Below are 13376 nucleotides of genomic sequence, written 5' to 3'. Positions count from 1 at the left end.
TCGGCGAAGCATCGCTTTTTGCGCCGACGAAGATGAGGCGGTGAAAGCCATGGCCGAACATAGCGCGCGCCGCGGCCGACCACCCGAAAAAATGGAAATTGCGCCAAGGGAAAACCCGCCGGTCTAAACCGGCGGGCTCCGAGCGATCAGTGTTGCGTGCGGTCCGGCGGCGGGTTGTCCGGGCTGTAGCCCATGCGCTCGACCACAAGGAAGCACCGGGTTAGGGCCACGTCGCAGATTTCGGCCAGCGCGAGAAGATGATCCCTCGTAGTGGTCAGACCTTCCAACATCTCAGGTCCGTAGCCCTCGGCCACCATCGCCCCGAATCTCTCTTGAAGACCGATGTGATCTTGGCTCAGCAGAATGGTAGCAAGGCGTACATGCGGCAGATGGGCTAGCGCCCACTTGTCGTTGCTCCAGTTGAACTTGACGTCGATTGGATCGAACGTCATGGCGTCCCGCTGCTCCTGGGTGGCAGAAGGGTTGGAAGAAACAATCCGCAGATGTGATGGTGGAACGTGTTTCATGGCTCACGCCTCCACCAGCACGCGCCGGCCCGTCGCCGGGGTCGTTTCTGAGGCGCCACCGTCCAGGCGACGCGGCCGGTCGATCTCGACCAGCTCACCGGTCAGACCATCGTCCTCGGCGCGGCGGAAGGCGGCGCGCAGGACGGGGTCGCGGAAGAGCGAAGATAGCGGCTTTGTGGCATACTGTTTGATAGCTCGGGCCATGGGGTCACTCCTTGGCTTGGGTTAGAGCCGAGCGGGTGTTCCAGCACTTGCTCGGCTTGTCTTTTTATGACATTATAAATTCATGCCGTCAAAAATAAATGACATTAAAAAATCGAAGCGTGGACGCCCACTCGTCGAGAGTGAGGCTGTTACCGTGCGCATGACCCATGATGCGCTGCAGAATCTCGATAATTGGCGCCGTGGCCAATCCGACCTTCCCGGCCGCCCCGAGGCCATCCGCCGGTTGGTCGAGATCGGGTTGAAGGCTAAGAATAAATAAGAGGAATCATGAAGACTTTTCCATTCGTTGTCCTTGCTACGGCGCTCGCTTCGGCGTCCGCACTTGCTCAGAATGCGGGCACCAAGTTTCGCGGCGTTTATATAAACATGCCGAAGGCAGAGGCGAGCCGCCTGTCCGATAACTTCGATCTGAAGTGGGAAAAGAACCTATTCGCTATCACCAAAGAAGAAGAGACGATCCCAGTGCTGGCGATCTATTCGAAGGCAGGCAAGCATTGCGGAAACGTGAAGTTCGATCAAACCAACACTGCCAAGAGCGCAGACTTCTATCGAAGCTTCTTCGATGCAGATTCGCTGCCTCCGCAGCAATTTGCTGAGGCTCTAGTCAACAATTACAAGCTACCGAAATTGAGCTGCGCAACGGAAAAGAACTTAGCCGGCGAGCCACTGCGAACCTGCGATGGTCTGATGTCAACAGGTGAACGAGTGAGGATCACATTCCCCGCCGGCGCCTCTGACGAACCAGCCATTCACCTTAAGCGCAGCTCCGCAACGCCAAAATTTAACTAGCGTTGACCACAAGGAGACGACCGATAACGCCATGCGTCGATGGAAAACTAGCGCCTTGTTCCCATCCTTGGCGGCTCGTCAACCGACCGAATGTTCGAGCCGCGCTTGCCGCAATCCGAAGCGGATCCAGGCGCTCATGGGGCACGCCACCGTCCAGATGACGTTTGACACCTACGGGCACCTGTTCAAGGACACTGATGCCGATCAGCGGGCCGCCGAGGACATTCAGGCAAGGCTGTTGGGCTCCTAAATGGGGGACCTGCAGGTCGTCGAGGTACGGTTGCTGGAGGATAGGCTTGTGAGAGCCAAACAGCTGCCACCGCTTGGTACGAAGCTTCGCACAGTAGACGACCTAACCATTCGTCCGGGCGGCGCCACGCGGGCCGAGTTAAATCGCGCAACTGAGCAAGACGCTTGGAGTTACAAGACCAACACGGAAGATCTGGCCAGGCGAGTCGGTGGCACCGCACACCGCGGTCCTGCCGGGCGCGGTGATAGCAGAAGGTTCTGGATCACAATCCCATAGCTACCTGCAACGCCAGCGCAACACGGTGCAGCTAAGCCATTGACCTAACTGATAGTAAATCGGATTTCGATTCCGAGGGTCGGGAGTTCGAATCTCTCCGAGCGCGCCATCCTTTGGACGCCCCCGCGCCAGCGTGGGACGGCAGCCACGAAACCATTTTCATCAGCGGACGAAACCGGGCGGAAACAATTGACCGCTACCACTTCTCCCAAACAAATAATGGGGAAGTGTCATGATGGAAGCGACCATTGTCGTGCTGCTGCTCCTTAGCGCCGCTGTGTTTTTTGCCCACGCCTACGACGCCCTGCATACGCATTGACGGGATCGGCATCATTCAGCCTGCGTACCGTCCACCAGGATCTGTGGGCTCGCGCGAGCCATCAACCGCGCCCTAATCGACCGCCCGCCTTCTCTCCGAACCACCGCCGGCACGCCCGGCTGAAGCTCGTCGCATCGGTATAGCCGAGCGCGGCCGCCATCTCGTCGCGCGATTGGGTGCCTGCCGCGAGCATGATCCTTGCGCGTTCGCGCAGCACGCCGTCGAGCAGCGGGCGGAAGGCGCTGCCGGTCTCGGCGAGCCGCCGCACCAGGGTTCGCCGCGAGGTGCCGACGAGGCGCGCGGCCTCCTCCTCGGCGAGGCGCTGCGGCAGGCGCGCCGCGATCAGGCGCTCGACGATCCCCGCCAGCGCCGCGGTGTCGGGCTGCGGATTTTCGATCGCCTCGAGTGCTTCGATCGCCTTGGCGTGCAATTGCGGATCGGCAAACGGCGACGGCCGCGCGCCAAGCGCTTTCGGCACTTCGAAGATGAAGGCGGCAGCGTTGAACTTCACCGCGCAGGAATAATGCTGCAACAACCGCTCCCTGCCCGCAGGCGGCGGCCAGGGAAATTGCAGCGTCGCCTGCCCGATCGAATCCTCGAGCAGCTGGACGTACACGGCGTGCACGTTGAGGCTGACCGCCAGCGCCACGGCGTGCCACAGCGCTTCGTCCATCGCGACGGCGGGAGAGATTTCAATCTGGATCGCGCGCGCGGTCTTGCGCAGCCGGTTGCGGACGAAGGGCGCGCGGGTCGACCCGAACCGCGCGCCGGTCGCCAGCGCGTCCGCGATGGTCGGCGCCGTCCTGGTCGCGACGTCGAGCGCGCCTTGCAGCGATGTCGACCACACCGCCGCGGCCGACAACGGCCACAGCTCGCCATGCCTGCGGGTGATGTTGGCCGCCAGCGCCACCAGCGAGGACACCGGCATGTGAGCGCCGGGCTGGTCGAGCGCCTCGAGCGGAATTCCGGTGCCCTTCAGCAGTTCGTCGCGCTCGCTTCGCGTCTGGCCAAAGGCCCGCACCAGCGCCCGCGCATAGGCCGCGGACACCGGCGTGCGAAGGGCATCGGATTCCGATCCGTGCATGGCGTCGGCGACCTCCCCCTCGCGAACGTCCGACCGAACAGGCTTGGCGCAAAATGCCACAAAATTGGCCTGTTGTGAACTGGCGGCGCAGGCCCGCCTCGCGACATGCTTGGCCCAACAACGGCGAACGCCGCCTCGCAAGAGACGCTGGAGGGAATGCGATGATCTTCACGGGCACCAATGCTGCTGGCGAAACCATCACCTACCGGGACGGCAAGCGCTATCTCTGGACGCTCTCGTTCATTCCGCCGCTGATCCCGCTCTTGTCCTACTGGCTGTTCCTGCAGACGCACAATCCGCTGGTGACGCTGATCCCCTTCGTCTTCATCTTCATCCTGATCCCGCTGCTCGATGCCGTGATCGGCGAAGACACCCACAATCCGCCGGCGGAAGTGGTCGCCGCGATGGAGGCCGATCCCTACTACCTGCGGCTCGCGCGCATCACCGTGGTGTTTCCCTGGATCAACTACGTCGCGCTGATCGCCTTCTTCGGCACCCAGGATCTGCCGTGGTGGTCTTATGTCGCCTTGCTGCTCGGCGTCGGCACCATCAATGGCGGCGCGCTGCTGATCGGGCACGAGCTCGGCCACAAGGCTGACAGGCTCAACATCCTGTTCGGCATGCTCGCCAACTGCGCGGTCGGCTACGCGCATTTCCGCGTCGAGCACAATCGCGGCCATCACACCTGGGTCGCAACCCCCGAGGACCCCGCCAGCGCGCGCTTCGGTGAATCGATCTATGCGTTCGCAACGCGCGAGCTGCCGGGAGCGTTCAAGCGCGGCTGGCGCAACGAGGCCGAACGGCTGACCCGGCGCGGCGAGCCGGTCTGGTCGGTCAACAACGAGATCCTGCAGGGCTTTGCGCTGACGCTCGTCGTCGCGGCCATCCTGATTGCGCTGTTCGGCTGGAAGGTCGCGCCCTTCATCGTCGCTCACCATTTCCTCGGCTGGTACGCGCTGACCCAGGCCAACTATGTCGAGCATTACGGGCTGCTGCGCGAGAAGCTGCCGAACGGCCGCTACCAGGCGGTCGAGCCGCGCCACTCATGGAATACCAACCACATCGTCTCGAACCTGATGACGTTCCACCTGCAACGTCACTCCGACCACCACGCCAACCCGATGCGCTCCTATCAGTCATTGCGCGATTTCGACGACATCCCGCGGCTGCCGAACGGCTACACCGGCATGTTCGGGCTGGCAGCAATCCCGCCGCTCTGGTTCCGCGTGATGGACCCGAAGACCCTGGCCTGGGCCGGCGGCGACAAGAGCAAGCTGAACCTCCGCGATCGGCCCGCGAGCTCGTGATCGCCGCGATTGCCCGCCGTCGCGATGCGATCGTTCGTCGTCGTCACTTGCCGTGATGCCGCAGCGCGTCGACGATGACCTTGAACGCCGGTGAGTTTTGACGGCCACTCGGGTAGTAGAGGTAGTACCCGGAGAACTTCGGCGACCAATCGTCGAGCACCAGTTGAAGGAGGCCCGATGCAACGGCGTCAGTCACTGTCTCCTCCGGCACGTAGGCAATGCCGTAGCCCGCGATTGCAGCCTTGACCATCGGCTGGGTCGAGTTGAAAGCAAGCTGACCGTCAACGCGAACCCGCATATTCCGACCGGCCTTCCCGAATTCCCAGGCGTAGAAACCGCCGCGCGTTGTCAAACGCAGATTGATGCAGATGTGGCCGACCAGATCCTGTGGCGTCTTCGGCACGCCGTGGCTGGCGAAGTAATCGGGCGAGCCGACGGCGACCAGACGCCAGTCGGGCCCGATCCGCACCGCGACCATGTCCTTCTCGACGCTCTCCCCGAGCCTGACGCCGGCGTCGAAACCATCCTCGACGATGTTGCGCAGGCCGTTGTCGCGACTGAGCTCGAGCTTGATGTCGGGATAATCGGCCAGCACCGGTTCGAGCTTCGGCCAGATCAGGTTGTCGAGCGCGTGATCCGATACGGTGATGCGTACGGTGCCGGACGGCTTGTCGCGGTATGCGGTCAGCGCTGCAATATCGGTTTCGATCTCGGCGATACGTGGTGCGAGCGATTGCCGCAGCCGCTCGCCGGCCTCCGTGGTCGAGACACTGCGTGTCGTCCGGGCTAGAAGCCGGATCCCCAGCCGCGCCTCGAGCCGCTTGATGGTGTGGCTGAGCGTCGACTGCGTGACGCCGATCTTCGCGGCCGCCCTCGTGAAGCTGCGCTCCTCGGATACGACCAGGAACCACAACAGGTCGTTGAAGTTTTCGCGCACGATCGCTCTCCGTAGCAGCGCTGCTATCGGACTATTTATGGTCCCAGTCGATAAGTTCAAACACATTTCCGCGTCTAATCAGGACAATCGCCGGGTGCTATCTCCCGTGCAAACGAGCCGCCGGCACACGGCCGGACGGCGCCTTTTCCTGCGCGGTGACTGCGAATGGATGCGACCTACAACGACAAATTGGTGAGGCCACAGGCGGCCTGGGGCGCGGTATTTTCGATGGCGCTATGCGTCGTCGTCCTGATCGCCTCCGAATTCATGCCGGTCAGCCTGCTGACGCCGATCGCCGACGGTCTTGGCATCAGCGAGGGCCGGGCCGGTCAGGCGATCTCGGTCTCCGGAATCTTCGCAGTCGTCACCAGCCTGTTCATCGCCGATCTCACCAAGCGTATCGACCGCAAGCTGGTGCTGACCTCGTTCTCAATGCTGCTTGTCGTCTCCGGCATCGTCGTCACCTTCGCTCCCGATTACGCGGTGCTGATGATCGGCCGCGCACTGCTTGGGGTCGCCATCGGCGGCTTCTGGTCGATGTCCACGGCCATCGTCATGCGCCTGGTACCTCACGACGCCGTGCCGAAGGGTCTCGCGATGATCAACGCCGGCAACGCCATCGCAGCGACCGTTTCCGCACCGCTCGGAAGCCTGCTCGGCGATCACGTCGGCTGGCGCGGTGCGTTCTTCCTCGTGGTACCCTTGGCACTGCTCGCGCTCATCTGGCAGTGGATTGGTCTGCCCGCGCTGCCGCCGCGACGGCGCGGGGGGTCGGGCAACGTGTTCAAGCTGCTCCTGCGCCGTCAGGTGGCGCTCGGCATGGCCGCGATCTTCCTGCTCTTCATGGGCCAGTTCGCGCTGTTCACCTATCTGCGCCCCTTCCTCGAAACCGTCACCGGTGTCGGCGTCTCCACTCTCTCGGCGATCCTGCTGCTGATGGGGCTCGCCGGCGTCGCCGGCACCTGGACGATCGGTCAGTTGCTGAAAGAAAGGCTCTACAGCATCGTCATTGGCATTCCGCTTGTCATGGCGTTGCTCGCCTCGGCGCTGATCGCGCTGGGCTCGGTGCCGGCAGCGGTGACAACCCTGCTGGTCGGCTGGGGCTTCTTCGGCACGGCTGCCCCGGTCGGCTGGGGCACATGGCTCAGCCGCACACTGCCTGATGACGCCGAAGCCGGCGGCGGCTTGCAGGTCGCCGTCATCCAGTTCGCCATCACGCTCGGCGCGGCAACCGGCGGCGTTCTGTTCGACGCGCTCGGATGGTGGAGCCCGTTCGCGCTCGGCGCGGCTCTGCTGCTCGGTTCAGCGCTCGCCGCAACCGCCGCCGCCATCGAGCCCGGAAGGGCCGCGCAATGAAGCGGGTCATCGCTCGCCGTGTCGTGCTCCAGGGTGTCCTCGTCACGGCATCGGCCGCACCGCTCGGCGCCCTCATCGGCCCGACCCAGGGGTGCGCACAGGGATTCCCGTCGATGAAGATTCAAATCTCATTCAGCGAACGGAACATGACGGCGACGCTGGAGGACAATCCGTCCGCACGCGATCTCGCCTCGATGCTCCCGCTCGGTGGCCTCACGATCGACAACTACGCGAACAACGAGAAGATCAGCTATCTGCCGCGCAAGCTTACCGAGGTCGGCAGCGGCCCGTTCGGCAACGAACAGCCCGGCGACGTCTGCTACTACGCGCCCTGGGGCAACCTCGCATTCTTCTATGCGGGCTACCGCTGGTCGCCGGGGTTGATCCGGCTCGGCCGCATCGACGGCCACTTCGATGCGCTGCTGATGCGCGGCAAGTTTCCTCTCCGCATCGAATCCTTGTCCTGATCCCCTCACGAAAGAACCGGAGGAAAACGCAGATGAAAAAAGTTCTCACGGCAGCGGCCATCGGCGCGACCGGCATCCTGCCCGCGCAAGCGGACGGCATCGAAATCCGTGTCAACGGCAGCGCCCCCGCGATGTTCGGCGCCGCGGACAATTTTAGCGGGCGGGCAGTCATCAGCCCGCTTTATCCGGCGACGGACTTCACGCGCGCGAGCACCGGCCTCGTCAACTTCGCGCCCGGAGCGCGCACCGTCTGGCATACGCATCCGGCCGGCCAGTTGCTCATCGTCACCACCGGCCAAGGCTGGGTGCAGGAAGACGGCAAAGACAAGCGCACGATCAATCCGGGCGATGTCGTCTGGATTCCTGCCGGCATCAAGCATTGGCACGGCGCGACCGCCACCAGTCCGATGGCGCATATCGCCGTCAGCTACATGCAGGACGGAAAGAATGTGGACTGGCTCGAGCCGGTTTCTGACCAGTAGTACCGGTAAGCGGGAGCAAGCCTTGAAAGGGTTCGCCATGAAGACTTCGACCATTTTGGCACTCGCACTATCCATGGGAGCCGCCGATGCAGAGACGAAAGCAGGATCGCAGACCGGAAGCCTGTCTCGCGACGACGTGCGAGCGGTGTCGGCGGCGCTCGAACGCTACGCCACGGACAAGCTCGCCAACGATCTCTGGAAGCGGCCCGATCTGACGGCGCGCGACCGCAGCATTGTCACGGTCGCCGCGGTCATCACCCGCAACCAGGGCATCCTTCTGCCCGAGCAGTTGAACCTCGCGCTCGACAATGGCGTGAGGCCCGGCGAGATTTCCGAGATCATCACACATCTGGCCTTCTATGCCGGCTGGGGCAATGCGATGGCAGCGACCGCGATCGCCAAGGAAGTGTTTCGCGCGCGCGGAATTGGCCCGGATCAGCTTCCCGACGCTTCGGTCGCTTTGCTGCCGCTCGACGAGACGTCCGAAGCCGATCGGGCGGCCCGGGTGGCTCAAGGCGCAGGACCAGCTTCGCCGGGCCTGGTACGCGACACCGCGGAGGTCTTGTTCCGCGACCTCTGGCTCCGGCCCGACCTTGCGCCGCGCGACCGCAGCCTGGTGACGGTCAGTGCATTGATCGCCGCCGGCAAGGTGGAGCAGATTCCCTACCATCTCAACAGGGCGATGGATAACGGGCTGACACGCGCGGAAGCGTCGGAAGTGATCAGCCATCTCGCCTACTATGCCGGATGGCCGAACGCATTTTCGGCCGCTCCGGTCGCCCGCACCGTGTTCGAGAAGCGCTCCGCCAACTGATCACGTCCAAATGCGCCGCGTGCACCTGTGAAGGCGGCCGGTTACAACATGTCGCGTTCGCTCTCGCCATCCAGTGCGGCACGATCCGCCGCCATCACCTTGCTGCCGGTCATGGCGGCCGTACTGGCAGGCTTTCTCGTCGTCGGCGCCGCATTGCCGGTGCTTCCCCTGCATGTGAGCCGGGATCTCGGCTTCGGAAGCGTCGTTGTTGGGATGGTGGCCGGCACGCAATTCGCGGCGTCTTTGCTCTCCCGGGTGTGGTCCGGCTCCTATTCCGATGCGAAGGGAGGAAAACGCGCCGTCGTGACAGGTCTCGTCACCGCGGCGGTTGCCGGCCTGCTGTATCTTCTGTCGTCGGTCTTCGAGGGTACGCCGACGCTTTCGATAACGATTCTTCTCGTCGGACGCGCGGCGCTCGGCGGCGCCGAGAGCTTCATCGTCACCGGTGGCGTGAGCTGGGGCCTTGCCCTCGTCGATCCCGCGCATGCCGGCAAGGTCATCGCCTGGGTCGGGACGGCGATGTTCGCAGCGCTTGCCTGTGGCGGACCGCTCGGTGCGCTGCTGTTTGCGTCGCATGGCTTTGTGGCGATCGGCGCTTTCAGCACCGTGCTGCCGCTGCTCGTTCTCCTGGTGCTGGTGCGGGCGAACGGGTCTCTGCCGCAACCGCGGCCGGCGAAATCCGACTTCGGATACGTCATCGGCGCGGTGTGGCTGCCGGGCGTTGCCGCGGCGCTCAGCAGCACCGGCTATGGAGCGATCCTCGCCTTCAGTTCCCTCCTCTACGCCGTCGGGCACTGGGAACCGATCTGGCTGGGCTTTACGGCCTTCGGCGTCGCGCTGATCGGCGTGCGCGTCGTGTGCGGTCATCTGCCGGACAAATTCGGCGGTGCCAGGATCGCCCTCTGGTTCGTGCTGGTGCAATCAGCCGGGCTGATCGTCATGGGGCTCGCGCGAGACGGCGCGACCGCATCCGTCGGCGCCGCGCTTGCCGGCCTGGGCTATTCTCTCGTCTTTCCGGGGCTGGGCGTCGAGGCCGTTCGGGGCACCTCACCCGAACACCGGGGGCTGGCAATGGGCCTCTACACGGCGTTTCTCGATGTCGCCATGGCGATCGGGAGTCCTCTGCTGGGCTGGATCGCCGATCGGGACGGCTTGAGCGCGGTATTCATCGTCAGCGGCGGCGTCACGCTTTGCACGGCGGCTATCGCCGCGCGCCTCGTCGGCAGCGAGCGCGCGACGCGCTAGAACGTGATGAGATTGGCCTGGATCGTCGTCGCGCTCCGGCTCGTTGCTAGAACACGCGCTTGCAAAGTGTCATGCCGCCTTGTCCGCGTCAGCGCCGTTTCATGGCCCCGATGCCGAGGAATGAGCCATTGACGGACGGATACTGGCTGGTGAATTCGAACGTATCGAAGCTCGGCGCCTCGAACTGCTTCAGCGCCTTCCAGAGCAGCGTGGTATCGGGACAGGCCTGGGAATGGATGTCATGATGCACGATAATGCGGGCGTGCGAACGCACCAGCAGATGATCCTGTAGCGCACCGCGCAGGCTGTGATCGCCGTCGATAAAGACGAAGTCCGGCTTCAGCCGGTCGACATGCGCACCGACCAGCGGCGAGGTTGAAAAATCCTGCATGTAGATCGGCTCGATAGCGGCCTGCCGCTGCAGCAGATCGAAATAGGCCGAGATAAACGGCGTCGGCGCGATCGGATCGAGTGCAATCACGGTCTTGAGGTCGGCGCCGCTGTTCCTCAACCACTCCGTCACCAGGATGAACATGCCGCCCCAGCGGCAGCCGATTTCCATGTACGAGGAGACGCCGGACGCATTGCGCGCGAGCCAGGCGAGGTACGGCGCAAGCTGGTTCGGATATTGCCAGAGGTGGAGGCCCTTGCCGAAGTTCGGCGCCAGCTCCGGCGGCTGCTCGTGAAGCAACTCGTCATTGAGCCCCAGCGCGGGGATGAATTCGCGTTCGAGGAAATCCGCATCCAACCGCTGAGCCGGTGTCAACGCGCCGATGGTACCGATCGCCTCGTGAACGCAAGGCGCAAGATCGGCGAAACGCTGGTATCGGTCGGCTTGGGCTTGCTGGGCGTTGAGCATCGGGGCAATCAGATCGGAGGGTGGACGGGAGACCGCTGGTCGTCGCGCCTCCAATCATTGAACGGACCAGGCAGCCGTCTCGGGCGCAAAATCTTGCGTTCGGTGTCGAATAGCCGCCCGCTCGCACGGCGCCGGGCCAGCCGCTTCGGCGCAGTGCTTCGAACGCGCAGCCTGCTCCGCTCTCACCCGCTCGGAATCTTCCGCCGCACGGCCTCCACGCCGGCATCGGTCACGTTGTATCTGCGCCCCATCTCGGGGACGATCCAGCCCTTCTCGATCATTCCGGCAATGGTGCTCGGCCCGACGCCCGCGGGAAACGGACGGCGGTTGCGGATCGCGTCGATCGCGACCCGCTCGAGATGGGTGGCGACATGCGAGGGGCGCGCGCGAAACGCCTTTGCCATAATCAGGACCGACAGGACCTCGGCGCGCCGGCGCACGGCCGAAGCGCTGCGGGTCAGTTCGTTGCTGATCTCGAGAGCGTTCTTGCCGGCCCTGGCGAGTTCCCTGAGCTTCTCGTCCTCGTCAGGGCTCCAGCGCCGCACGATCCCCATCTGCCCCTCACCGCCTGGATACCCATCTCGAACCGATGCATACGCAGGCGGCGCTGATTTGCCATGTGACTTTCGGCACCTCTTGATCTGACGTCGGGGCTGTCGCCATCAGGACGGCCGATCGCGGGGGCCGCGCGATGCAGCACAAAGAGCATGATCCGATTGAATCGGATCATGCTCTCCAATCCCCTTGCTTGGTGGCGTTTTGCTTGCGCGAACCGGTATCCACTTCGCGCGAGAACGCTTCAGTGCTTGCTGGGTTCAAGCGCGATGAGCACGCCAGTCGGCTCGGGCTCGTGCGGCCGAAGCGACGTCAGCTCCGGATCGCTCCACTCGGCGAGACTGACGACTTCGCCGGTCTGCCCCGGCATGTCGGAGGTCTGGGCCGGTTCAAGCACCTTGAGCCCGCTGGTGTCGACGAAGAATGTGTGCTCACCGAACACGCTGTTCAGTTGCGCCACGGCCGGGTGATCGTCCGGAAGCACCTGGGCATTCAGTTGCGTCATGGTCTGCTTGACTTGCGTGGAATTGAGTTTCATCCGCTGCTCCTTCTCGTTGGTTCCGGCCGCGATGGTTTCCTTGACAGGTTTCCTTGACAAGTTTCCTTGGCTGGTTCCTCCCCGCCCGCACCCCACATCGGGGGCTTCAAGGTCTCGAACCAATCAGGCAACGAAACGTTCCGCACGCGCGACGCATTGACCGCCTGCGCACTGGTTCCCCGCGGATCAGATGTGGAGTGCGGCTCTGATGTCACGCCCATCGCTACGAGACGAGAGGCTTCTTCCTTGCGAGTCCTTCCAGATGCACGCGGCGTGCGGCGGATTTGCGCGCGCGCTCCCTGGTGCGGCAGGCCCGGCAGCGCACCGCCGCGGTAGATACATCGCCCTTGGCGGTCTCGTACCACCATTTCTGCTGCAACGGCGTCCAGACCTCGGCAACGCCGCAGTCCTTGCAGACGAAGGGCTCCGGTCGATAGGTTCCGCGCAGCACGAAATCGGGAGTCGAATAGCTGTTCGATGGCGCGAGCCGCGTCGTATCCACGGCAACCTCGTCGCGCGCCAGCGCAATCTTGTAATCGCGGAGACGTTGCCGTTCAGCGGCGCGTTGCGTCTGCATGCGGCGCCATTCCTCGGCCTTGCGCCGCCTGGCTTCGATCTCTCCGTGCGTCTGCTTGCTGCGTTTCACGTCGGCACATCCGTCTGGGTCGAATGCCTTCGGCGCATCGACGAAGTAAATACCGGGCAGCACGACTCGTCGCTGATGACGTCATTGATACGCTGCTGTTCTGCCGCCAGCCTGTCATAATTGTATTGCCGCAACATTGCGCCACGACAAGATCGCGTGCAGGAAACACCTAGCGGCGTTGGCCGCCGTCCGAGGCGGATGACTTCGGCATCCCCGTCAGCCGAGCTACGCCCGCCCCTGCTCCACCGGCCGCATGTGGATCAGCGCGTCGAGCACGAGGACAAGAACGGGGCGCTGCTCGTCGTTGACCAGCTCCGTCTTGAAGATCACGACGGCGTCGCGCCGCTCCGGCCTGATGGTGATCTTCTGGATCCGGGATTGGCCGGTGAGCGTGGCACCGGGCCGAACCGGGCTCGGCAGGCGAATCTCGAAGCTCCGCCCGACGATCCCCGCCACCTTGGTCCAGATCGCCTCCACGACGAGCCGCTGATAGATCGCAATGGTGTTGAAGCCGCTTGCGATCAGGCCGCCGAACGGGCCCACTGCCGCCGCGACGGGATCGGTATGGATCGGCACCGGATCATATTTCCCGGCGAACTCCAGGATCTCGGCCTCACCGATGGTGTAGCTGCCAAGCTTGAACGTCTGGCCCTCGGTAAGATCTTCCGCATACAACATCGCGCGCCTCCATCTGTCGCGC

Annotated in this window: 16 protein-coding genes; 7 read left to right on the top strand and 9 right to left on the bottom strand. The window is 63.8% G+C overall.

The features are described 5' to 3' along the window. Positions 1–146: 146 nt before the first annotated feature. A complete protein-coding gene (locus PMN64_RS29415; protein ID WP_411783178.1) occupies positions 147–527 on the bottom strand; it encodes a hypothetical protein in 381 nt (126 codons plus the stop codon). Positions 528–530: 3 nt separating this feature from the next. Further along, a complete protein-coding gene (locus PMN64_RS29410; RefSeq protein ID WP_411783177.1) occupies positions 531–731 on the bottom strand; it encodes a hypothetical protein in 201 nt (66 codons plus the stop codon). Between the two features lie 288 nt (positions 732–1019). Here PMN64_RS29410 and PMN64_RS29405 point away from each other — a divergent pair, with 288 nt between their 5' ends. Next, positions 1020–1541, top strand: a complete 522-nt coding sequence (locus PMN64_RS29405; protein ID WP_411783176.1) for a hypothetical protein — start codon at positions 1020–1022, stop codon at positions 1539–1541. Positions 1542–2447: 906 nt separating this feature from the next. Here the strand turns inward: PMN64_RS29405 and PMN64_RS29400 are convergent. Beyond that, positions 2448–3470, bottom strand: a complete 1023-nt coding sequence (locus tag PMN64_RS29400; protein ID WP_411783175.1) for a helix-turn-helix domain-containing protein — start codon at positions 3468–3470, stop codon at positions 2448–2450. A 161-nt stretch (positions 3471–3631) separates the two neighbouring features. Here PMN64_RS29400 and PMN64_RS29395 point away from each other — a divergent pair, with 161 nt between their 5' ends. Then, complete coding sequence (locus tag PMN64_RS29395) at positions 3632–4777, top strand: alkane 1-monooxygenase (protein ID WP_411783174.1); 1146 nt, start codon at positions 3632–3634, stop codon at positions 4775–4777. A gap of 43 nt (positions 4778–4820) precedes the next feature. Here PMN64_RS29395 and PMN64_RS29390 read toward each other — a convergent pair whose 3' ends face one another. Next, positions 4821–5717 carry a LysR family transcriptional regulator gene (locus tag PMN64_RS29390; protein ID WP_411783180.1) on the bottom strand — a complete coding sequence of 299 codons (897 nt, stop codon included), beginning with the start codon at positions 5715–5717 and terminating at the stop codon, positions 4821–4823. A 162-nt stretch (positions 5718–5879) separates the two neighbouring features. Here PMN64_RS29390 and PMN64_RS29385 point away from each other — a divergent pair, with 162 nt between their 5' ends. From PMN64_RS29385 to PMN64_RS29365, 5 genes are read left to right on the top strand one after another with little or no spacing between them, the layout of a single operon-like run. After that, positions 5880–7070: an MFS transporter gene (locus PMN64_RS29385; protein WP_411783173.1), complete on the top strand. Its 1191-nt coding sequence runs from the start codon at positions 5880–5882 to the stop codon at positions 7068–7070. Continuing rightward, positions 7067–7537 carry a cyclophilin-like fold protein gene (locus PMN64_RS29380; RefSeq protein ID WP_411783172.1) on the top strand — a complete coding sequence of 157 codons (471 nt, stop codon included), beginning with the start codon at positions 7067–7069 and terminating at the stop codon, positions 7535–7537. Before PMN64_RS29385 ends, PMN64_RS29380 begins: the two co-directional genes overlap by 4 nt. Before the next feature lie 32 nt (positions 7538–7569). Next, positions 7570–8019: a cupin domain-containing protein gene (locus tag PMN64_RS29375; protein ID WP_411783171.1), complete on the top strand. Its 450-nt coding sequence runs from the start codon at positions 7570–7572 to the stop codon at positions 8017–8019. 37 nt (positions 8020–8056) lie between these two features. Beyond that, positions 8057–8833 (top strand): carboxymuconolactone decarboxylase family protein, encoded by a 777-nt coding sequence (locus PMN64_RS29370; RefSeq protein WP_411783179.1) that lies wholly within the window; start codon positions 8057–8059, stop codon positions 8831–8833. A gap of 48 nt (positions 8834–8881) precedes the next feature. After that, the gene (locus tag PMN64_RS29365) at positions 8882–10078 is read left to right on the top strand and encodes an arabinose transporter (protein WP_411783170.1); all 1197 of its coding nucleotides are present in this window, start codon (positions 8882–8884) and stop codon (positions 10076–10078) included. An 88-nt stretch (positions 10079–10166) separates the two neighbouring features. Here PMN64_RS29365 and PMN64_RS29360 read toward each other — a convergent pair whose 3' ends face one another. The 5 genes from PMN64_RS29360 to PMN64_RS29340 all read right to left on the bottom strand — a co-directional run bounded on the left by PMN64_RS29360 (position 10167) and on the right by PMN64_RS29340 (position 13354). Next, on the bottom strand, positions 10167–10937 hold the full coding sequence (locus PMN64_RS29360; RefSeq protein WP_411783169.1) for a hypothetical protein: 771 nt from the start codon (positions 10935–10937) through the stop codon (positions 10167–10169). Between the two features lie 182 nt (positions 10938–11119). Then, positions 11120–11491, bottom strand: a complete 372-nt coding sequence (locus PMN64_RS29355) for a hypothetical protein (RefSeq protein ID WP_016846479.1) — start codon at positions 11489–11491, stop codon at positions 11120–11122. A 245-nt stretch (positions 11492–11736) separates the two neighbouring features. Next, complete coding sequence (locus PMN64_RS29350) at positions 11737–12030, bottom strand: hypothetical protein (protein WP_016846480.1); 294 nt, start codon at positions 12028–12030, stop codon at positions 11737–11739. A 223-nt stretch (positions 12031–12253) separates the two neighbouring features. After that, complete coding sequence (locus PMN64_RS29345) at positions 12254–12676, bottom strand: zinc-ribbon domain containing protein (RefSeq protein WP_411783168.1); 423 nt, start codon at positions 12674–12676, stop codon at positions 12254–12256. Positions 12677–12901: 225 nt separating this feature from the next. Next, on the bottom strand, positions 12902–13354 hold the full coding sequence (locus PMN64_RS29340) for a MaoC/PaaZ C-terminal domain-containing protein (RefSeq protein WP_028339249.1): 453 nt from the start codon (positions 13352–13354) through the stop codon (positions 12902–12904). Positions 13355–13376: the final 22 nt, after the last annotated feature.

The organism is Bradyrhizobium sp. UFLA01-814, from assembly GCF_046718885.1.
Classification (GTDB): domain Bacteria; phylum Pseudomonadota; class Alphaproteobacteria; order Rhizobiales; family Xanthobacteraceae; genus Bradyrhizobium; species Bradyrhizobium elkanii.
The sequence above is the reverse complement of the archived record's forward strand: the minus strand, read 5'-3'. Positions and strand labels throughout refer to the sequence as shown.

What these genes read in the sequence shown, in the direction of transcription:
- PMN64_RS29350 (WP_016846480.1), bottom strand. Translation starts at nt 12,030, where the DNA reads ATGAAACTCAATTCCACGCAAGTCAAGCAGACCATGACGCAACTGAAT.
- PMN64_RS29400 (WP_411783175.1), bottom strand. Translation starts at nt 3,470, where the DNA reads ATGCACGGATCGGAATCCGATGCCCTTCGCACGCCGGTGTCCGCGGCC.
- PMN64_RS29395 (WP_411783174.1), top strand. Translation starts at nt 3,632, where the DNA reads ATGATCTTCACGGGCACCAATGCTGCTGGCGAAACCATCACCTACCGG.
- PMN64_RS29405 (WP_411783176.1), top strand. Translation starts at nt 1,020, where the DNA reads ATGAAGACTTTTCCATTCGTTGTCCTTGCTACGGCGCTCGCTTCGGCG.
- PMN64_RS29340 (WP_028339249.1), bottom strand. Translation starts at nt 13,354, where the DNA reads ATGTTGTATGCGGAAGATCTTACCGAGGGCCAGACGTTCAAGCTTGGC.
- PMN64_RS29385 (WP_411783173.1), top strand. Translation starts at nt 5,880, where the DNA reads ATGGATGCGACCTACAACGACAAATTGGTGAGGCCACAGGCGGCCTGG.
- PMN64_RS29375 (WP_411783171.1), top strand. Translation starts at nt 7,570, where the DNA reads ATGAAAAAAGTTCTCACGGCAGCGGCCATCGGCGCGACCGGCATCCTG.
- PMN64_RS29380 (WP_411783172.1), top strand. Translation starts at nt 7,067, where the DNA reads ATGAAGCGGGTCATCGCTCGCCGTGTCGTGCTCCAGGGTGTCCTCGTC.
- PMN64_RS29370 (WP_411783179.1), top strand. Translation starts at nt 8,057, where the DNA reads ATGAAGACTTCGACCATTTTGGCACTCGCACTATCCATGGGAGCCGCC.
- PMN64_RS29355 (WP_016846479.1), bottom strand. Translation starts at nt 11,491, where the DNA reads ATGGGGATCGTGCGGCGCTGGAGCCCTGACGAGGACGAGAAGCTCAGG.
- PMN64_RS29365 (WP_411783170.1), top strand. Translation starts at nt 8,882, where the DNA reads ATGTCGCGTTCGCTCTCGCCATCCAGTGCGGCACGATCCGCCGCCATC.
- PMN64_RS29415 (WP_411783178.1), bottom strand. Translation starts at nt 527, where the DNA reads ATGAAACACGTTCCACCATCACATCTGCGGATTGTTTCTTCCAACCCT.
- PMN64_RS29360 (WP_411783169.1), bottom strand. Translation starts at nt 10,937, where the DNA reads ATGCTCAACGCCCAGCAAGCCCAAGCCGACCGATACCAGCGTTTCGCC.
- PMN64_RS29410 (WP_411783177.1), bottom strand. Translation starts at nt 731, where the DNA reads ATGGCCCGAGCTATCAAACAGTATGCCACAAAGCCGCTATCTTCGCTC.